This window comes from Streptomyces sp. NPDC006624, assembly GCF_040611555.1.
Classification (GTDB): Bacteria; Actinomycetota; Actinomycetes; order Streptomycetales; family Streptomycetaceae; genus Streptomyces.
Window position 1 is genome coordinate 36,191 of record NZ_JBEXOM010000031.1, and the last position, 18,696, is coordinate 54,886.

Genomic DNA, 18,696 nt, shown 5'->3' on the forward strand with positions numbered 1-18,696 from the left:
GGCCTGCGGACCCAGGAATGGCCCGGGGGTGACCAGGGGACGGTCGGGGGTGCGACCAGGTGGATCGCGAGGTCCTCACCGGTCAGCCCTTGATGGCGCCGGTGATGACTCCCTTCGTGAAGTGCCGCTGCACGAACGGGAAGGCGATCAGGACCGGGACGATGGCGACGACCACGATCGCCATCTGCAGGGCCTGCTGGGGAGGGGGCGCTTCGCCGGAGACGGCCATGTCCTGGCCTTCGAGCACGAAGACCCGCAGGACCAGCTGGAGCGGCCACTTCGACTCCGTGGTCATGTAGAGCATCGCGCTGAAGAACGAGTTCCAGTACGCGACTCCGTAGAACATCGCGATGACCGCGACGATCGCCTTGGACAGTGGGAGGACGACGCGTCGCAGGATCATGAACTCTCCCGCTCCGTCGATGCGCGCGGCTTCCCGCAGTTCCGCGGGGATCTCGAGGAAGAAGTTCCTGAGGATCACGAGGTTGAAGGCGTTGATCGCGGTCGGCAGGATCAGCGCCCAGTAGCTGTCCAGCATCCCCAGTTCCTTCACCACCAGGTAGCTCGGGATGATGCCCGGGGTGAAGAGGAGGGTCAGCAGGACGATGGTCAGCAGGGGGCCGTGGCCGAACGAGTCGCGCCGGCTCAGCCCGTAGGCCGCCAGCACCGTGCACGACACGCTCAGAAGGGTGCCGACGGCGGTGATCACGATGCTGATGACGACGGCCCGGCTGACCACGCCACCGCCGAGGATCTCGGTGTACGCGGCGAACGAGAGGTCCGTCGGGAGGACGACCATGCCGCCCGCGCGGGAGATCGCCTCCTGACTCGACACACTGGTCGAGACGACGACCAGGAAGGGGAAGACGACCGCGACCAGAAGAGCGGCCAGCACGGTGAACTTGACGGTGCGGGCGAGCAGGGAGGGCTTCTCCATCCACGCCGGGCGGTTGGCTGAGTATCGGCTCATTTCTTCGTGTACACCCCGTCCTGGCCGAACTTGTGGGCAAGCTTGTTCGCGCCGAGCACCAGGAACAGCGCCACGATTCCCTTGAACAGACCGGCCGCTGCGGCGACCGACCAGTTTCCGTTCTCCACACCGAAGAAGTAGATGTAGGTGTCGAGTACTTCGGCGGCCTCGGGGCCCACGCTCGAACGTTGCAGGAGGACCTGTTCGAAGCCCACCGTCAGGGCGTCCCCGAGGCGGAGGATCAGCAGCAGGATGATCACCGGCCGCAGGCCCGGCAGGGAGACGTGCCACAGCCGCCGCCAGTAGCCGGCCCCGTCCACGGCGGCCGACTCGTACTGGCTGGAGTCGATCGAGGCGAGCGCCGCGGTCAGGATGATGGACGCCCATCCCGCGTCCTTCCACGTCACCTCGGCGACGAGGAGCAGCTTGAACAGCGACTCGTCGCCGATGATGTCGATGGTGTCCCAGCCCCGGTCCAGCATGAACTGGTTGATGACGCCGGCATCGCCGAGGATCTGCTGGAAGAGCGCGACGATGACGACCCAGGAGATGAAGTGGGGCAGGAACATCGCGCTGCGGATGAGGCCCTTGATCCGCTCGTGGAACAGACTGTCGAGCAGCAGGGCGATCGCGATCGGGACGGGGAAGAACAGGACCAGGTTGAGGAGCGTGATGACCAGGGTGTTGCGGACGGCGTTCCAGAACGCCGGGTCCGCGAACAGTGTCTCGAAGTTCTGCAGGCCCACGAACGGGGAGTCCGGGATGCCGATGAACGGAACGTAGTCCTGGAACGCGATGACATGGCCCAGCAACGGCAGATAGTGGAAGACGAGGAACAGCAGCAGGCCCGGCAGGACCATCAGGAGCAGCGCCCGGTCGCGGACGAGTCGCTTGCGTCGCGATGTCCCGGCCCGCTTGCGCCGGTCGTGACGCCCGGTCATGGCCCCTTTGCGCCTGCTGTCGTTCGGTCCGCCCTGTCCGGTGCCGTGCGCGGCGCCCGGGACCTGGGGCGGACGGGCCTGCGTCGCTGTGACGGCCCTGCCCTCGTCCGACGCGGTGCGGCCGGCTCCTATGTGATCAGCCATGAGCGTGGCGCCCCTTCCATGGTTCCAGGAACGTGGTCTGCTGCGGTTCGGCGCGCAGGACCACGCAGTCCACGCCCGCAGCGGGCGCGACGCTCAACGCCAGGATCAGCGGCCCGCAGCCGTGCGGCTCGTCGCGGTACGGGGCCTGGGCGGTCAGATACGCCTCGACGGTGCCCTTGGCCGCGCCGGTGCCCGGGCACAGCGTGCCCGGACAGCTGTTCTCGATCGAGAAGTCCTGGTTGACGCAGGTGGCGGTGAGACCGGTCAGGCCCCGGCGCAGCGCGTCGCGCCACACGGGCCCTTCGAGGACGCCGCACTCGATCCCGGTCCCGATGCCGTAGAGGATCAGGCCGGTGCCGGAGGACTCTTCCCAGGCCGTGGGCAGCGGTATCTCCTGCCGCCACAGGCCCCGGGGGCTCTGATGCGGCAGCAGCGCCTGGGACAGGGCCCGGAACCGGCTGACCACCTCGCCCCTGCGGGGGTCGTCGTGGGCCAGGCCGCGCACCAGCTCGGCCAGGGCGAAGTACCCCCAGCCGTTCCCGCGCCCCCAGTGGTCCTGGGAGAGGACTCCCGGGGCGATGAATCCGCGGCACTGGTGCAGCAGACCGTTCGCGGGATCCAGCAGCGCGTCGTACAGGAGCACGGCCTGGTCGACGGCCTCGTCGAGGTACCGGCGCTCCCGAAGTGCCTGGCCTGCGTAGAGGAGGAAGGGCGTCGCCGCCATCGCCGCGTCGATCCAGATGAGATCGCCGGAGGTGTGCGGGAGCTTGAGGATGCCCTTGTCGTCACGGGGCGCCGTCTTCATCTCCTCGGCGTACTCACGCACCCACTCCCGACGCTCCGGCATGCGGCCCTGGGCAAGGAGAAAGCTCTGGGCCATCCCGCCGATCCGATAGCTCGGGAAGTTGTACGGGGGATGCGCGATCTCGTCGGGGAACCGGCGCAGCACGCGCTCGACGTGGTCCAGCACCGCGGGGTTCTCGGTGTCCCGACCCACGCGCGCCAGCGCGTAGAGGGCCAGGAGTCCGTAGTAGGCCTTCACCTCGCCGGTCCGCTCGTAGTGGTCGTACAGGTCCACGGCGAGTGAGGCCGGCCGGGCGGCGGCAGGCGACCTGAGCCCCTGCGGGGTCCGTTCAGAAGTACCCACCGCGCTCCACCACCTCTCTGGGGGTCAGCCCGTCGTGGATCAGCGACTTGATGTCGTTCTCCTGCTCCTTGACGGCCTCGGCGGCCAGCAGGACCTCGGCCGCGCGGTCCCTGGGCACCACGATGACGCCGTCCAGGTCGCCGACGATCACGTCACCCGGCTCGATGGTCACCGAGCCGATGCGGACCGGCGTCTGCCAGGCGGACATCCGGAACCTGCCGAGCATGCCGTTGGACGTGCGGTACCGGCAGAAGACGGGAAAGCCCAGTTCGAGCAGTTTCTCGGTGTCCCGCACTCCCCCGTCGACGACCGCTCCACGGGCGCCTTGGCGCATCGCCGCCAGGGTCATCACCTCGCCCCACTGAGCGGACTCGTCATCCGCCGACGTGTCCCAGACGCACACCGAGTTGCTCGTGATCGCTTCGAGCATCGCGGCGCGTTCTTCCATCTCGTCGTCGAGAACCAGGTTCTTCGAGCCCTTGATCGTGAAGGCGATGCCGGCGGTGCGTGACGTCGGATTCAGGGGTGTGACAGCCGGCGGGAGTACCTGATGCAGCAGGCCGTGCGCCCGGAGTACGTCGTTGATGGCTGCCGTGGGTACGTCGCCGTAGCGGTCGCACAGCTCGCGGTCGCCGATCTGCGGGGTACGGCCGCCTTCGCCGGTGGCGGGGTTCGAGACATCATTCGACAACGCCGGATCCTACTTTCTTCACCTGGGCAAGCGGTCGGCCCGAGTTCCGCTCGTGGGGGCGACCTGCTGATCTGTGCGATGTGCTCCCACGAAGGTGTGGGGGCGTACGGCGGGTGCAACGACGCCGCCCGGCGAACCTCTACACGAGGTGACGGTGGTCAGCGGCGGCTCGGATCGAGCGGCCACCGCGGTCGCGCCGGGGTGTGCGAGCACGGGGTGCGGCCGGGAGGCCGTACGGGAGAGCCGTCACCGGCTCGTCGCGACGGCCCTCCTGACCGTCATCCGGATCGTCTCGACGGCGTCGCTGATCAGGGATTCCGCGGCGGCACGCGCGTCCAGCGTCGTTCGGCCGGCTTCCTCCCGGTCGGAGATGATCTCGCGCAGCACCTGGTCGGCGTCGCGGCCCGCTGTCGGCCCCGCCTCGACGAGCCGCCCGCCGATACCGAGGTCCCGGTACATGTGGCCCTTGATGGTGTCGGTGGGCTGGCGAAGGTAGATCGCGGGCACACCGGCCGCCAGTGCGATCAGCGGGCTGTGACACTCCATGCTGATCACCGCGGATGCTCGGCGGTAGACCGCGGCGGCCTCCGTCAGGGACCAGAAGTGCGGAACGACGTGGACACGCGGTGCGACGTCGGAGGGGAGATCACCCGGGCCGAAGTGCGCCCGTGCCAGCGGCACCTCGTACTCCATCTCCGGCCCGACCAGGACGTGCTGTCCGGTCCGGCGGACGTGATGCTCCACGATCTCCCGGAGGGCGTCCATGTCGGATTGCTCGAAGGTGGCGTTCACCGCGTCCTGCAGCACGTGCCGGCGCTCGGGTTCCAGGTCGAAGATCTGGTGATACGGGGTGAACCGGAGCCGGGGGATGACACAGACGAAGTCCTCGCCGCAGCCGAGCCGGGTGAGCAGCGCACTGCCCTCCTCCGCGTCCTGCAGGTCGAAGCAGACCGCGGCGTCGGGCATGAACGAGGCGGACACCAGGCCCTGGCTCCAGAGGTACTTCACCGACAGCGAGTCCCGGCAGTAGAGGAAGGCCGCTCCCGCCAGCAGGTCCCGGTCGCCCTCACTGAGGATGGGCTGTGAGATGGCCTCGACCATCGCCGTCACCTCGTCGAGGGTGCCGAAGAATCCCGGCCCGGCCACCTGCGCCAGCGGATCGAAGGTCACACCGAAGAACCCGTAGGGCTTGTCGGTGTGAGCCCGCCAGGCCTCCAGCTCCGCGCGGGCGAGGATGGACGGGCCGGAACCGTGCACGAGGACGTCGCACTCCTCGAAGAGCCGCAGGATCCTCCCGCTGGGTGATTCCCCTTCGACCAGCCGCTCCTCCACGACGGTGACCTGGGGAAAGTGCTCGGCGAACATCTTCCGTTCGCGCTCGCCGGAGGACCACGCCCACAGGGTCACCTGCGCACCCTCGCAGAAGCGCTGGAAAGCTCTCAGGGCGCCGGGGCTGTGAGCGACGTCCCCGATGTTGATCGTCTGCCAGGACGAGACCAGCAGGATTCGCGGGGGACGATCTCGGACGCCGTCAACAGGGCGCATCATGCCACTCCATCATCGAGGTACAGGGCTCGGCTTCGAACCGGCCGCGCCCCAAGGCTGGCAGTGATTAATCGAAAAATCAACGCTTCGTTCAGCGTGAGTTCGAGGGCGAGTGCGGAAGCACCGGAGGAGCCGCGCCCGTGAAGCCTCCGGGCACCCTGGGCCGCCGCGCGCGGCGTGGAGCCGGGGCTTCGCCATCTGTTACGGTCGTCGCGCCAACTCGCCCGGACCACAACTGTGTTGGTCCCATACAGGCGACGGCATCCCTGACAGGGCCCCCCGCGCGTCGACTCCCACGATGCCGGCGGCAGGGCAGCCCGCCGCCCTCCTCGGACACACCTGAGCTGCGGCCGGGTACCGGAGGCGCCTCGCCCTCGACCGGCCTGGATCGCCGAGCCCACGCACGTCCCCAACGACCTTCCCTCACGCAGGAGAGCACGTGTTTGTCACGATGAAGCCGCCCCCCGTACGCCCATCCCATCAGCGGGCTCGCGCCCGTCTCCTGGCCAGGACCGCCGTGTCGTTGAGCGTGCTGACGCTTCTGGCCGGCTGCGGCGCCGGCAACGGGGACGGCGCGCAGGGGCCGGCCCCCACACAGACGGCATCCGGCAACAGCGGCGCGCCGAAGGCCGAGAGGAGTCCGGCGCCGCCGGACAAGCCGGCGGCGCCCGGCAGCAGCGAGCCCAGTTCTCCAGCGACAAGCCGCGTCCCTCAGGAGAAGACCGGCGACGAGATCGGCGCGGCCTCCGCCCGCGTGCCGGCCCCCGCCTGGCAAGGCGACGCCGCGCCCGTCGAGGTGCTGGTCGTACGGGCCGGCGCACAGGGCGGCAACGAGTTCGCCACCCTCGACGCGGCCCTGGAGGCCGCCGGTCGGCGCGGGCCCGCCGGGCGTCTCATCCGGGTGCACGGTATGCACACGCCGACGAAGGAACCCGCGGTCAACCTGTCCGGAACGCACGGCCGCCCGCTGATCGTCGAAGGCGCTGGTCCCGGTTCCGGGATCGACATGAGCAAGGCGCCCGCCGTGCCGCTCAAGAGCTTCCAGGGCCTCAACTGCCTCGCGGTCAACCACGCCGAGTACGTCGTGGTCCGCAACCTCACCTGCCGGAACAACCGCAGCGGTGCGGGCATCACCGTCTACGCGTCCAGCCATGTGCGGATCAGCAATACCAAGGTCTCCGACGTCAAGAACGCGGGAATCAACTCGCTGGGCACCGCGAAGCGACGCAACCGACAGATCCTGCTCGACGGCAACGAGGTCACCGGAACCAGCACACGGCACAGCCCCGCACACCGGCCCCAGGAAGCCGACTGGAGCCCCGCGATCGTGGCCCACCACACCGATGGCGTGACGATCACCGGCAACGAGGTCTACGAGAACTTCGGCGAGGGCATCGACTGCCTGCTGTCGACCGACTGCACCGTCTCGCGCAACACCGTCCGTGACAACTGGAGCGTGAACGTCTACGTCGACAACGCGTCGCAGGTCAGCATCGACCGCAACTTCATCACCAGCACCGGCAAGAAGACCTTCGAGCGCAACAGCCGGCCCGCCGCGGGTATCCAGCTCGCCCAGGAGAGCTATCGGAGTTTCGTGCCCCTGAAGAACGTGTCGATCACGCACAACGTGGTGAGCGGCTCCGCCGCCGCCCTGAGCTACTACCCCTATGAGTGCGACACCCGCGAGAACGCCGCCGAGGCGTGCGGCATGCGCGATGTCACGGTCGCGCACAACACCTTCGCCCGGCCTCCACGCCTCGCCAAGGTCTCCGAAGCGCTCGTCGTCGTCGGCGGAACGCCCGACGAGCGCACGGTCGACAACCTCAGCCTCGTCAACAATGTCCTCGCGGCCCCGTCGCACGGCCTGCTCCAGATCGGGAGCCGCTCCGGGGTCCGCTTCGACACCAACTGCTGGTCGAACCGTCCGCCCCGGCAGATCGACGCCCGGGCGACCGTCGGCGACCCCCGCTTCAGGAACGCCGACAGCCGGAACCCGGACGACTATCAGGTCGGTTCGGGCTCTCCCTGCACCCGTACCCCGGCGAAGGCCGGCCGTCTCGGCATGAAGACCTTCGGCGCGCTGTAGGGACGAGGGCGCCTGGCGGCGGGCCGGACAGGTCCGCTTCGGTGGACTCAGGAGGCCTGTTACGTCCCGCTCTCCAGGAGCTCCCGCTGGGTCGAGCCCGTCTCGCTCCTGATCGGGTCGCCCGTGCGTACCGGCGGCACCGGCTGCAGCACACCTCTTCGCAGCGGCGTCAGCGTGTCCAGCCATGCCTGGTCGTAGGCGTAACCGAAGCGGCTGGCGGCCCAGATCGGTCCGTACCGGTAGATGAGCACCCGGCGTTCACCGGGATTGACGCGGGAGGAGCCGCCGTGCATGAGTCCGTCGACGAACAACAGCGCGTCGCCGCGGCGCAGATGGACCTCCACCGCGCCGGGCAGCGTGTCGATCCGGTCACCGTCACAGCCGCCGGCCAGCGGGTGCGGCAGGTTCGACTTGTGCGAACCGGGCACGACCATGGTCGCCCCGTCGCCCGGTCCGATATCGGTAAGCGCGAGGATGATGTTGACCTGTCCGCAGCGGAAGACGCCGTGGGTGTGGCGGTACTGACCACGGACCGCACCCCGGTAGCCGCCGGAGTGGACGGGATGGTGTCCTCCGGCGGTACGGATGGAGGCGATCGACTCGTCGATGCAGACACCTGCCACGTAGCTGTCCTCCTCGCCGGCATAGTGGCTGACGAGGCCGAACCAGCTGGGGTGGTCGACCAGTTCCTCGAACGGCCGGCCCGCGGCGACGGCCTGGTGCAGTTCGAATCCGGTCTCGGGGGTGTAGTCGCGGCGCTGCGCGCCGCGGTACCACTCACCTCGGTCGATGTGCTGTGGGAACGCGTCGAACTCGGCGTTGAGCCTGCTCAGCAGCTCCTCGTTCACGGCGTTCTCGAGGACCAGGTATCCGTTCAGGTCGAAGAGGAAGTCATCGAGGGCACTGGATCTGCGCACAGCCATGCTGTCTCCCGGGAGAGATGGGGGTCGGTGGGGGGTTGCGGCCTCCACTGTGCCGGGGCGGGTGGACCCGGAGCATCTTCCTCAACCGGCCAGGCTGTCGCATAACCTCAAGGTGCTGCCGAGGAGTGACCGATGGCGGAGGAGGTGGCCGATGGCTGGAGAGGTGACCGATGTCCACACCATCGGGCTGGACGCGTACCGTCAGACGTCTGCTGCCATGTCCCGGGGCCACCTGCACCCGGAAGTCGAGTTCAATCTCCTGCTGGCCGGCACCGCCTGGTACGAGATCGGCGCGCGCACCATCGAGCTGCGCGCCGATCGACTCACCGTCTTCTGGGGCGGCTGTCCCCACCTGATGCACACCGAGGGGCCGGTGGAACTGATCTGGGCCACCGTGCCGCTGGGCGCGCTGACCGGTCAGCCGGCGACACAGTCCGCGGTGAGTGCGCTTCTGGCCGGGGGCGTACTCCACGGGTCACCGCGAGAGGCCGCGCACGACCGTCTGCTGATGTCCCGCTGGGTCGGTGAGCTGAGTGGCGGCCCGCGTGCTCGTCACCAGGTCTGCCTGCTCGAAATGCTCGCCCGCCTCGCCCGCCTCTCCGCCACCGGTTGCATGGATGTGCGTCCGCGAACGGTCTACTCACCCGCTGCGGAGCGAATGCTGACGGTCGTCGCCCGGAGCTACACAGAACCGCTCAGCGTGGCGGAGATCGCCGAACGGGCGGACACCCACCCGACGTACGCGGCACAGGTTTTCAAGGACGCCTTCGGCATGTCCGTCTGGCACTACGTCACCGAACTGCGGGTCGCCCATGCGCGGACGCTTCTGGCCGGCACGTCCTGGGGGATCGACCGGATCGCGCACGCCAGCGGCTTCCAGACCCGCTCCAGCTTCTACCGTGCCTTCCGCTCGGGGACAGGATCGACGCCGACCGCGTATCGCCGCACCAGGGGACAGGACGTTCTGCACAGGCCGGGCACGCCGAGCACTCCAGCGTGCGACCGCTGATGCGCCGGGCCGCGCCGCACCGCCGCCGGTGCGTGGTCCGGCCGGTCCGGCCCGTTACGTCGGTCCGGGTGGAGCGGTGGATCCCCGGTCGATGATCGTCGGAGCGGGCTTGCGGACGGTCGCGCTGCGGCCCTGTCCGCCGTCGATCATCCGTTTCAGCGTCTCGTAGCCGCGGACGCCCGCTTCGTAGAGGGGCATCTTCACCGTCGACAGTGCCGGCCGGTAGAAGTCGGCCTGCGGGATGTCGTGATAGGCGATCACGGAGAGATCGCCAGGCACCCGCAGGCCGAGGTCGGCGACCGCCGCCACGAGCCCTCGCGCAAGCACGATGTTGTCGATCACGACGGCCGTGGGAGGGTCTCCCCGGCGCATGAGGGAGGACAGGCGCGTCTTCACGTCGTGGGGCTCGTACCCGGGCAGGATCCACTCCCGGCCGGGAGGCGTCAGCCCTCGGCTCCTGAAGGCCGCGCGGAAGCCGTTCCCGCGGGCGTCCGCGGTGAAGGGCACCGGTGGGCCGCCGATGAGCCCGATCCTCCGGTGCCCCAGCTCCAGGAGGTGATCTGTCGCGAAAAAGATCCCTTGACGGTCGTCGACCCACACACAGACGTGGGTGCCGTCGGACGGGCCGTTCAGGATCACGCAAGGCACCCCTCGCGCGGTGAACGCCGCGATGTTCTCGTTGTCGACCGCCATGAACCGGACGAGGAAACCATCCGCCATACCCGTTCCCACGAGGCGGCTCATCAGATTACTTCCGGGGGAAATGCGGTCGGAGTCGGATATGAGCACGACGCCCTCATGGGCGTCCGCAGCGTCCTGCACCCCGCGCAGCGCCTCGTCGAAGACCGGGTTCGAGATCTTCGGCGTGATGGTGGCCACGATGCCGGTGCGGGAGGTCTTCAGCGACCTGGCGGCGTGATTGGGCACATAGCCGAGCTCACGGATGGCCTCGAGAACCCGCTGCCGAGTGGCTTCGCTCATGCGAACGGTACTGCTGCCTGAGATGGCGGCTGACACCACAGCCGCTGAGACGCCCGCGTGCTCGGCCACCGTCCGGAGAGTAACCATGGGTACAGAATCTACCGCACCGCATCCTCCGTCCACCCCGTGTGCCCCCGCCGTGACCTGGCACAACCCCTCCGCTCGCCCCGGATGCGGGCCCCCTGGAGCCCCGGCGCCCCGGCGCCCCGGGGAAGACCTCCCTGGTTCCGGCCGCGGGCCGGTGCGCCCAGGAGCTTCGCCCGAGAGGAAGCCCTTGAGGGCGGCCTTGAGGGCGGCCTCGCGGAGGGCCGCACCGAAGCGTCGGCTCCGGTTTCGGAACCGATGTGTGACGAGACCCTTGATTTTGCGTTCAATCGCCGTGACGATGGGGCCTCGAATTCAGCAGCCATGCCCAACGCCCTTGCGCCGAGCAGACGTTCTGCGGTGAGGCGGCACGCAGGTCCGGAGCTGGTGGATGCGGTCGCCTCGCGCCAGACCGTGCAGCCGAACCGGATGCCCGTCCGGTGGGCCGAGCGCCGTCGCCCAGGAGTGATGAACGGCGATCCGGAGGGGTCGACCGCCGACTCGGCGTCCTGGCCAGGGTGCCCGGCCGGGACACGTCGACTCCGACGTCAGTGAAGACAGGAGATTGACCATGAACGAGCCGACGCCTCCGCGCGGCAGCGCATCGCGCCGTACGTTTCTCACGGCACTGGGGGTTGCCACCGCCGCGGTCGGCGTGTCGTCCCCTCTGGCGAACGGGGCCGCCGGGACGGCGTCCCAGGCAGCCGCGGTCGCCGCCGGGCACCGGCCGCGGACCGATCTGCCGCTCAACTTCGAGCCCTACCAGGGCATTCAGCATGACCTGGTGCGTCAGGCCGACGGTGGGCCGGCGACGGCCGAGCCCAAGCTCCGGCACATCTACGCGGCGGCGCCCGACACTCTGGCCATCGTGGTGGACGCGCAGTTCATCGTGGCTTTCCCCGTCGAGAAGTACGTGGCACAACCCGGCGACAGGGTGGAGCGCAGCCGGCTGGTGCCGTACGGCCCGAACGGTGAACACAGCTGGGCGCGAGGGCGGGAGCTGTTCCGCGACGGCAAGAGCCTGGGCAACCTGGCGGGTCCGGACAACAACCTGTACCTGTGGCCCCACCGTCGGCTGATGGGCCAGGAGTTGGACCTCGCGCGGGCCGATGCGAAGGCGAGCTACGCACTCGATTCCGAGGACGACACTGGTTACGGCAGCGCGACCGAGCCCCTGGAGGTGTTCCGCAAGAGCAAGCCGCAGATGGCCGAATGGGCCATGACGGACAACGGTCTCGTCGAGAACGTGAGCACGGCGCGGCACGAGATCTACCTGAAGCTGCCGCGGGCACTGAAGCCGGGCGCCACCTACCGCCTTCGGCTGGCTGCGGGCTCGCCCCTCGGGCCCGAGCTGCGGTTCACCTTCGACGACCGGCGCCTGCGCACCGAGGCCCTCCACGTCAACCAGGTGGGATACCACCCGGAGGAGAAGGACAAGATCGCCATGATGGCGATGTGGCTGGGCACCGGCGGCGACGCCGCGCTGTCGTCGCTGCGGCGGTTCCATCTGGTGGAGGCGCGCAGCGGCGCGACAGTGTTCAGCGGCAGGGTGCGGGTACGGCAGGACGCGGTGCCGGGCAAGATCACCCCGATCTATCCCGCCAAGGATTCCGACAGCGCGGCGATGCCGGTGACCACGTACGCTCTGGACTTCTCCTCGTTCGACAGGCCTGGTGCCTACCGCGTCTGGGTGCCCGGCCTCGGCTGCTCCTTCCCGTTCCGCATCGACCGGCGGGTCTGGGAGGAAGCCGCCAAGGTCTCTGCGCACGGCTACCTGAACCAGCGCTCGGGCATCAAGCTGGGCCCGCCCCACACCGACTTCCGCGTCGCCCGCGCGCTGCACCCGGACGACGGCTTCAAGGTGCACTCCACCGACCCGGCGGTCTTCTTCGACCCAGTCCGGTTCCCGGCCAAGTCGGGCGAGGGCAATCCGTTCAAGCGGATCCAGGCGTCCATCCTGCTGGACACACACAACCCCGACGCCTGGGGCGGCTGGCACGACGCGGGCGACTACGACCGCAACATCGGGGGGCAGAACCACACCCGGGGGGTCCACGCGATGCTGGACCTGTACGAGAGCAACCCCCGCTACTTCGAGCGGTTGCGGCTCAACCTTCCCGAGTCCGGCAACCACATCCCGGACCTCGTCAACGAAGCGCTGTGGTGCATGGAGTTGTTTCGCCGCATCCAGTACGCCGACGGGGGCATTCCGAGCAGCGTCGAGTCGATCGAGCACCCGGACGAGCCGGGCTTCGCCCACGGGATGCCGACCGCGGTGACGCCTTCGACGCCGCAGGTCTCGTACGCCTACGCGGCTGCCGCCGCACAGCTCTCCCTGGTGCTGCGCCGGTACGATCCGCGGCTGAGCGCGACGTACCGTGCCAGCGCGACACGGGCGATGGAGTGGGCGGTCGCCAACGCGCAGGTCCCCGACATCTTCCACACCAGCCACTTCCCGCGGGACGAGACGCAGAACCTGGCCGCCGCGTGGATGTACCGTCTGACGGGCGAGTCGCGTTGGCATGATCTGTTCAAGGAGTCCCTGGCGCGCATCCACCCGGACGGCGACCTGCGGCTGGACCGCTTCTCGTACTCCGGCCCGTGGGGCCTGGGCGTCTACGCAACCCTGCCGGTCTCCATGGTCGACGAGGACCTCCAGGCGCGGGCGATCGAGACGATCGCGGCTCACGGTGACCAAGCCGCGGCAACCGTCGACAACTCACCGGTCATGCTCATTGCCACCCCCAGGGACTGGGAAGATCGTCTGGGCGAGCCGTACCCCTTGGTGCTGGCCCACCGAGTGACGGGCGACGGCAAGTACGTCCGCGCCCTGGCGCAGATGGCGCAGTTCGGCCTCGGCCGCAATCCGCACAACGCCGGCTTCACCGGCGGTCTGGGATCCCGCCAGGTGGTGTCGTTCCACCTCCAGGCCTACTTCACCGGACAGCGCATCCCGAAGGGCCTCTCTGCGGCAGGACCGCTGCACCAGTCGACCTGGGGCGCGCAACACGCCAAGGCGGCGCTGGCTCCCCGTATCCATCCGGCGTGGGAGCAGTGGCCTTGGGCGGAGAGCGTGTTCGACATCCGCCACTGGACGTTCACGGAGCACACGGTAGGCGGCGTGATGGCCAACCAACTTCTCATGCGGGGTTACCTGGCACAGGAACACGGCAACCGCCACTGATCCCGCGCTGGCGGTCCGGTGACGCGGCTGCCGGACGGCTCTGCCGCCTGGCCCGCCAGGCGGCCCAGTCGCGTGGTGCCGTGCGGACTCGCCCCTGGCGACCCGGACCACGCGTGCCCGACGGGCGGCGCAGCCGAGAAGGGTGCGTGCCGCGATCGGTCCGCCGTGAGCGCACCGGCCCGGCCCGCTGTGGAACGAGGTCACGGTGGGCGGGGCCGGCTCTGTGGCCTGGTGCCGGTTCCCCGGTCTGACTCTGCCGGTCCTGGAAAACGCTGTGGTGCCGCCCAGTTCCGGAAGCGGCCGTATTCGCTCTGCCAGGGCCCGAACTCGGTCGGCAGGTCGCGCCTGATCGACTCCACCCCGCTGCCCTGCGCGGCCTCCCGCGGGACCGTCGAACGCTCCGACCTCGCCGGGCGCTGCGGATACGGCTACTGCCGCCGCCACTCCGGCTTGTCCTGGGGCTTGCGGCTCTACCTGGTCACCACAGCGGAGGGCATGCCCGTCACCCGGTGGCTGGCGAACCCGAAACTCGGTAAGCGGGAAGTGATGACCGCCCTGCTGGAACGCGACCATCGCCTCGTCCACGCCGGGCAGGTGATCCTGACCGACAACCGACAAAGGCCTCGCCGGCGAGGAGTTGGAGGCGTTCCTCGCCGAGCGTCTCGGTGTTCACCTGGTGCGGCCGGACCGCAAGGACGAACCGGCCCGCCACGGCGAGATCGCCCGTGTCCGGCAGTGGATCGAGGCCGTCATCGACACCTTCAAGCGCCGGCTCAGCCTCGAACAGGACGGTGGCAGAACACCTGCCGGAGTCTTCGCCCGCACCGGACAACGACTCCTCGCCCTCGCAGCCGGCGTCCGGCACACCTGGACCACCGACGCCAAGACCGAAGATCCCTGATCGCCTACGACCACTGAGAACATCGGACTCACTCGTCTGGGGAGCGGCCGGAGTCGACGAACGCAAGCGCCGAGGAAGCCGTCATGCGGGCGTTCGGATGCATCTGCGGTCCGCGGCTTCCGATCTGGGCCGGTGCAAGTCGGCCGCATCCTGGCGCCGGCCAGGCGGGAGATGCGACAGCTCCGTTACGGAGAAGGCAGGCCGAGACCGTTCCATCCGTTCCTCAAGGGACTTTGGCCGCTCTCTTAAGGGTTCTTGAAGATGACCTTCGAACAGAGGTCTCCGCCTCGGCCGGGTCCTAGGCTCTCGAACACCCCCCACAGGTCCGGTGGCCGCGATCGCGGCCACCGGACACGGGGCCGAGTCAGCCGACCGACAGACCGAGGTGTCCTGCATGGGTTCCCGCCGAGCCGCTCGCCCGTCCCGCTTCCACGCCCGCCCCCGCAGTGGGCCGAAGACGCGCGGTCCCGCGCTGGCCATGGGAGCCGTCGCTGCGATCGCGGGCGTCGGGATCACCGTGGCCGTCGTCAGCGGCGAGGACGGCGACGCGTCGGACCGGGTGGTCGCGAACAGCACGGACAGGACGCCGGGCGCCGGGGACGCCGCCGGCAGTGCGGCACCGCTCACCTCTGCCTCGGCGAGCCCGAGCGCCACGGCGAGCAGCTCACCGATCGCGAAGCCGAAGGAGAAGCGGAAGCCGTCGGCGAGCCCTACCCGTGCGCGGAAGACCACTGTCCCCGCGTCGAAGGCGCCCGCGGGGACGGCGGCGAAGAGCAGCGGCGGCGGGGCGGCGAGCGGTTCCGGCGGTGTGCGGCAGGGCGGCAGCGGATCGGACTCCGGGTCGGGCTCCGAGTCCGGTGGCGGGCCCGAGGCCCAGGTGCTCGCGCTGGTCAACAAGGAGCGTGCCACGGCGGGGTGTTCGCCGGTCACGGCGAACGACCGGCTCACCCGGGCCGCCGACGACTACAGCGACGTCATGGCGAGCAGCGGCGTGATGTCCCACACCGGCCCCGACGGCTCGACGATGAGGACCCGGGTCGAAGCCGCGGGATACCAGTGGTCGACCCTGGGCGAGAACATAGCCCAGGGCCAGGCGGACGCAGCCTCGGTGATGAAGTCCTGGATGAACAGCCCCGGACACCGCGCGAACATACTCAACTGCTCCTTCAAGGAGCTGGGCGTGGGCGTCCACTTCGGCGACGGCGGCCCCTGGTGGACGCAGAACTTCGGCGCCGGTCGCTGACCCCGGTCACCGCCCTCCGCCGCCGGCCCCGCCCGCGTCAGCCAGTACGAACGACACCCGCACCCGGGCGCCGCCCAAGGGCGCCCGGGTGATCGTCAGTTCGCCGTCCGCCGCGCGGGACGCCCGGGCCACGATGTCCAGTCCCAGCCCCGTCGAACCGCCGACGCTCACACCCCGCGTGAGCGCTGCGCCGGGGTCCGCCACCCCCGGTCCCGCGTCGTCGACCGTGAGGAACACGTGCCGATCCGCCCGCTCCACGCGCACGGCGAAGGCGGTGCCCTCCGGGGTGTGCCGGAAGACGTTGCCGATCAGGGCATCGACGACGGCCGCGAGGTCGTCCTCGGGGAAGGCGACGGGCACCAATCGGGGCGTGAGGGAGCGCTCGTAGGGCCGTCCTTGCTTGGCGGCGAGGACCGACCAGAAGTCCAGGCGCATGGCGACCACTTCGGCCACGTCGCACGACTTCGCCCGGCCGGCCGCCGCACGGGCCGGCCGTGCCGACGCCAGCGGTGTACGGGCCGCGGCGATGATCGAGTCCAGTTCGCTCTCCAGCTGGCCGGCCGCCTCCGCGACCCGCCGGGCGCTGGGCGTCGACCCCATCCGGTCGGCCTCCAGGTAGAGGGCGGTCAACGGGGTGCGCAGCCGGTGCGAGAGGTCGGCGACCAGCTCGCGTTCCACGGCGAGCAGGTCGAGGACGCGGTCGGCCATGGTGTTGAACGCCGCCCCGGCCTCCTGCAGTTCGGGCGGGCCGTCGGGTTCGACACGCACGTCGAGGTCGCCGGAGCCGAGAGCCAGTGAGGCGCGCTTGAGACTGCGCGACGACCGGACGACGCGTGCGCCGAGCCGGTCGGCCACGAGTACCGAACCGCCGACCAGACCCAGCGCGAGCAGCGCCATGACGCCCCAGGACGCGGCCACGCCCCGGGTGAGATCCGCGGACGGCACGAAGGCTTCCACGACCGCGACCCGGTCGCCCTGCAGGACGACGGGCTGGAGGTAGACCCAGCCGCCGGCGGTGTCCACGGCCAGCGTCTCGCGCCCGCGCACGGCCCGGTCTAGCGCGTCCCGGGGCGCGCGCGGGGTGCCGACGAAGCCGCCGTCGGGCAGACGCACGACGAGCTGGTCGGAGGAGCCGAGCTCGGCGACGGCCTGCTGCACGTCGGCGCGCCGGGTGGTGAGGGCGAGTACCGGAGACAGGGCGGACGCCCGCTGCTGGGCGGCCGTGGTGGCCCGGTCCCGTGCCTGTTCGCGCACGAGGAGGGCGAGGGGGATGAGGAAGGACAGAGCCACCATGGAGGTGACGGCCAGGGCGATTCCGGCGAGGGCACGTCTCATGGCGAGCTGACCAACTTGATACCCAGGCCACGAACCGTGCGCAGATAACGGGGTTTTCGCGCCTTCTCGCCCATCTTGCGGCGGAGCGCGGAGAGGTGGACGTCGACCGTCTGATCCTCGACGTACGGCTGCTGCCACACCTCGGCGAGTATGCGCTGCCGGGTGACGACCTGGTCGGCGTGGGCGGCGAGGTAGGCGAGCAGATCGAACTCGCGGCGGGTCAGGGGCAGTTCGCGGCCGGCCAGGTGGGCGGTGCGCGCGGCCGGGTCGATGCGCAGGTCTGCCACCTGCAGAACGGGCCGCCGGGCCGCCTGTACGTCGGCGGGCACGGACCGGCGCAGCACGGCGGCGAGCCGGGCGGCGAGCTGGCCGCCGGAGAACGGCTTGACCAGGTAGTCGTCGGCCCCCGCGTTGAGCAGCCGAATGATCTCGCTCTCGTCGTCACGGGCGGTGGCGACCAGGACCGGCACGCGGGATATGCCCCGGATCATGCGCAGCACGTCGAGGCCGTCGAGATCGGGCAGCCCCAGGTCAAGCACCACGATGTCCGGCGGGCTCTGGGTGATCTCGCGCAGCGCCTCGAAACCCTGGTGGGTGGTCCTGACCGCGTAGCCGTGACCGGTCAGGACCTCGATCAGCGCGGCCCGGATGACGGGGTCGTCCTCGACGACAAGTACAGAGGCCATGAGCAGGCACGTTAGCCGGTCCGTCAGTATGGTGCCGTGTCCCGCCTCCTGCGCTACCTGATCATATGGCTGGCCTGCACGGCCGCCAGTGTCACCGCTGTCATCCTCACGATTCATTTCGTGGTGGGGTCGACCCGGCCGACCGCGCCGGTCGCGCAGTCCGCGCCGAGTGAGCCCCTGAAGTCCCCGCGGCCGGGCCCCACCACCGCGAAGCCCTCCCCGAGTCCGTCGGCGAGCAGCGGCAGGCCGAGCCCGCCGCCCCGGAGCAGCGAGCCGGCGACCGTTCCCAGCCCGACGCCACCGCCGGCACCCACCGCCCGCACCAGTACCCCGGAGGCGCCCAACGGCGCGGACGCCTCGGGGTGCCAGGAAGGCGGCGCCGGCGTCTACACGGTGCCGTCCGAGGGCGGCAAGGCCACCGTGCGGTTCGGCGACGACGCGGTGTGCCTGATCTCGGCGGTGCCGAACCAGGGGTTCACGGTGAGTACGAGCCGGACAGAGGCGCAGACGCTCACGGTGACGTTCTCGGCGAGCCGCCACCGGTCGGAGATCACCGCCACGGTCCAGCCGCAGAGCCGGGCCGACGTCCGCGAGGTGTCGTGGTGACGCCTCTTTGAGTGTACGTACTTGGGTCGCCGGGCTCGTCCTGAAGAAGTGGGGACACCGACCGTGGGGGTGGACGGTGTGTGTGTTGTAGGTCCTCGCCAGTCGCGGGTAGGAAGCCGGTCGCCGAGCCGTTCTCCGTGACACGCATGGCGGACGAACCGGCCTCGGAGTACACCGCCCTGCGCACCCGCTGACGAGCAGGCGCGGGCGGCGGAATCGG

General features: G+C 69.9%; 14 protein-coding genes and 1 pseudogene. 6 read left to right on the plus strand and 9 right to left on the minus strand.

Annotated features, from left to right (window positions below; genetic code table 11):
• Positions 1-82 precede the first annotated feature (82 nt).
• The 5 genes from ABZY20_RS34545 to ABZY20_RS34565 all read right to left on the minus strand — a co-directional run bounded on the left by ABZY20_RS34545 (position 83) and on the right by ABZY20_RS34565 (position 5,441).
• Positions 83-970, minus strand: a complete 888-nt coding sequence (locus ABZY20_RS34545; protein ID WP_356447051.1) for a carbohydrate ABC transporter permease — start codon at positions 968-970, stop codon at positions 83-85.
• Entirely contained in the window at positions 967-2,055 is a 1,089-nt protein-coding gene (locus tag ABZY20_RS34550; protein WP_356447053.1) for an ABC transporter permease subunit, read from the minus strand. Before ABZY20_RS34550 ends, ABZY20_RS34545 begins: the two co-directional genes overlap by 4 nt.
• Positions 2,048-3,202, minus strand: coding sequence for a glycoside hydrolase family 88 protein (locus ABZY20_RS34555; protein ID WP_356447055.1), 1,155 nt, complete (start codon positions 3,200-3,202; stop codon positions 2,048-2,050). The genes ABZY20_RS34550 and ABZY20_RS34555 overlap by 8 nt, the downstream gene beginning before the upstream one ends.
• Positions 3,189-3,893 carry an RraA family protein gene (locus ABZY20_RS34560; protein WP_356447057.1) on the minus strand — a complete coding sequence of 235 codons (705 nt, stop codon included), beginning with the start codon at positions 3,891-3,893 and terminating at the stop codon, positions 3,189-3,191. The genes ABZY20_RS34555 and ABZY20_RS34560 overlap by 14 nt, the downstream gene beginning before the upstream one ends.
• A gap of 246 nt (positions 3,894-4,139) precedes the next feature.
• Positions 4,140-5,441: a polysaccharide pyruvyl transferase family protein gene (locus ABZY20_RS34565; protein ID WP_356447059.1), complete on the minus strand. Its 1,302-nt coding sequence runs from the start codon at positions 5,439-5,441 to the stop codon at positions 4,140-4,142.
• 526 nt (positions 5,442-5,967) lie between these two features.
• Here ABZY20_RS34565 and ABZY20_RS34570 point away from each other — a divergent pair.
• Positions 5,968-7,524: a right-handed parallel beta-helix repeat-containing protein gene (locus ABZY20_RS34570; protein WP_356447087.1), complete on the plus strand. Its 1,557-nt coding sequence runs from the start codon at positions 5,968-5,970 to the stop codon at positions 7,522-7,524.
• A 59-nt stretch (positions 7,525-7,583) separates the two neighbouring features.
• On the opposite strand, the gene ABZY20_RS34575 is transcribed toward ABZY20_RS34570, so the two are convergent.
• Complete coding sequence (locus ABZY20_RS34575) at positions 7,584-8,447, minus strand: phytanoyl-CoA dioxygenase family protein (protein ID WP_356447061.1); 864 nt, start codon at positions 8,445-8,447, stop codon at positions 7,584-7,586.
• 151 nt (positions 8,448-8,598) lie between these two features.
• Between ABZY20_RS34575 and ABZY20_RS34580 the strand changes: the two genes are divergently transcribed.
• Positions 8,599-9,456 carry a helix-turn-helix domain-containing protein gene (locus ABZY20_RS34580; protein WP_356447063.1) on the plus strand — a complete coding sequence of 286 codons (858 nt, stop codon included), beginning with the start codon at positions 8,599-8,601 and terminating at the stop codon, positions 9,454-9,456.
• 54 nt (positions 9,457-9,510) lie between these two features.
• On the opposite strand, the gene ABZY20_RS34585 is transcribed toward ABZY20_RS34580, so the two are convergent.
• Complete coding sequence (locus tag ABZY20_RS34585) at positions 9,511-10,506, minus strand: LacI family DNA-binding transcriptional regulator (RefSeq protein WP_356447065.1); 996 nt, start codon at positions 10,504-10,506, stop codon at positions 9,511-9,513.
• Positions 10,507-11,092: 586 nt separating this feature from the next.
• Between ABZY20_RS34585 and ABZY20_RS34590 the strand changes: the two genes are divergently transcribed.
• The 3 genes and pseudogenes from ABZY20_RS34590 (at position 11,093) to ABZY20_RS34600 (ending at position 15,849) form a co-directional block, all read left to right on the plus strand.
• Positions 11,093-13,705, plus strand: coding sequence for a glycoside hydrolase family 9 protein (locus ABZY20_RS34590; RefSeq protein ID WP_356447067.1), 2,613 nt, complete (start codon positions 11,093-11,095; stop codon positions 13,703-13,705).
• A 342-nt stretch (positions 13,706-14,047) separates the two neighbouring features.
• Positions 14,048-14,623, plus strand: a pseudogene (locus tag ABZY20_RS34595) (IS982 family transposase); the annotation flags it as partial.
• A gap of 377 nt (positions 14,624-15,000) precedes the next feature.
• Complete coding sequence (locus ABZY20_RS34600) at positions 15,001-15,849, plus strand: CAP domain-containing protein (RefSeq protein ID WP_356447069.1); 849 nt, start codon at positions 15,001-15,003, stop codon at positions 15,847-15,849.
• Between the two features lie 6 nt (positions 15,850-15,855).
• Here the strand turns inward: ABZY20_RS34600 and ABZY20_RS34605 are convergent, their stop codons facing one another.
• Together ABZY20_RS34605 and ABZY20_RS34610 are read right to left on the minus strand one after the other, a co-directional pair.
• Entirely contained in the window at positions 15,856-17,184 is a 1,329-nt protein-coding gene (locus ABZY20_RS34605) for a HAMP domain-containing sensor histidine kinase (protein ID WP_356447071.1), read from the minus strand.
• Complete coding sequence (locus ABZY20_RS34610; RefSeq protein ID WP_356447073.1) at positions 17,181-17,870, minus strand: response regulator transcription factor; 690 nt, start codon at positions 17,868-17,870, stop codon at positions 17,181-17,183. Before ABZY20_RS34610 ends, ABZY20_RS34605 begins: the two co-directional genes overlap by 4 nt.
• A gap of 36 nt (positions 17,871-17,906) precedes the next feature.
• Here ABZY20_RS34610 and ABZY20_RS34615 point away from each other — a divergent pair, with 36 nt between their 5' ends.
• The gene (locus ABZY20_RS34615; RefSeq protein WP_356447075.1) at positions 17,907-18,476 is read left to right on the plus strand and encodes a hypothetical protein; all 570 of its coding nucleotides are present in this window, start codon (positions 17,907-17,909) and stop codon (positions 18,474-18,476) included.
• Positions 18,477-18,696 lie beyond the last annotated feature (220 nt).

Coding starts and splice junctions, on each gene's coding strand:
- ABZY20_RS34545 (WP_356447051.1), bottom strand. CDS start 970: ATGAGCCGATACTCAGCCAACCGCCCGGCGTGGATGGAGAAGCCCTCC.
- ABZY20_RS34550 (WP_356447053.1), bottom strand. CDS start 2,055: ATGGCTGATCACATAGGAGCCGGCCGCACCGCGTCGGACGAGGGCAGG.
- ABZY20_RS34565 (WP_356447059.1), bottom strand. CDS start 5,441: ATGATGCGCCCTGTTGACGGCGTCCGAGATCGTCCCCCGCGAATCCTG.
- ABZY20_RS34575 (WP_356447061.1), bottom strand. CDS start 8,447: ATGGCTGTGCGCAGATCCAGTGCCCTCGATGACTTCCTCTTCGACCTG.
- ABZY20_RS34580 (WP_356447063.1), top strand. CDS start 8,599: ATGGCTGGAGAGGTGACCGATGTCCACACCATCGGGCTGGACGCGTAC.
- ABZY20_RS34590 (WP_356447067.1), top strand. CDS start 11,093: ATGAACGAGCCGACGCCTCCGCGCGGCAGCGCATCGCGCCGTACGTTT.
- ABZY20_RS34600 (WP_356447069.1), top strand. CDS start 15,001: ATGGGTTCCCGCCGAGCCGCTCGCCCGTCCCGCTTCCACGCCCGCCCC.
- ABZY20_RS34605 (WP_356447071.1), bottom strand. CDS start 17,184: ATGAGACGTGCCCTCGCCGGAATCGCCCTGGCCGTCACCTCCATGGTG.
- ABZY20_RS34610 (WP_356447073.1), bottom strand. CDS start 17,870: ATGGCCTCTGTACTTGTCGTCGAGGACGACCCCGTCATCCGGGCCGCG.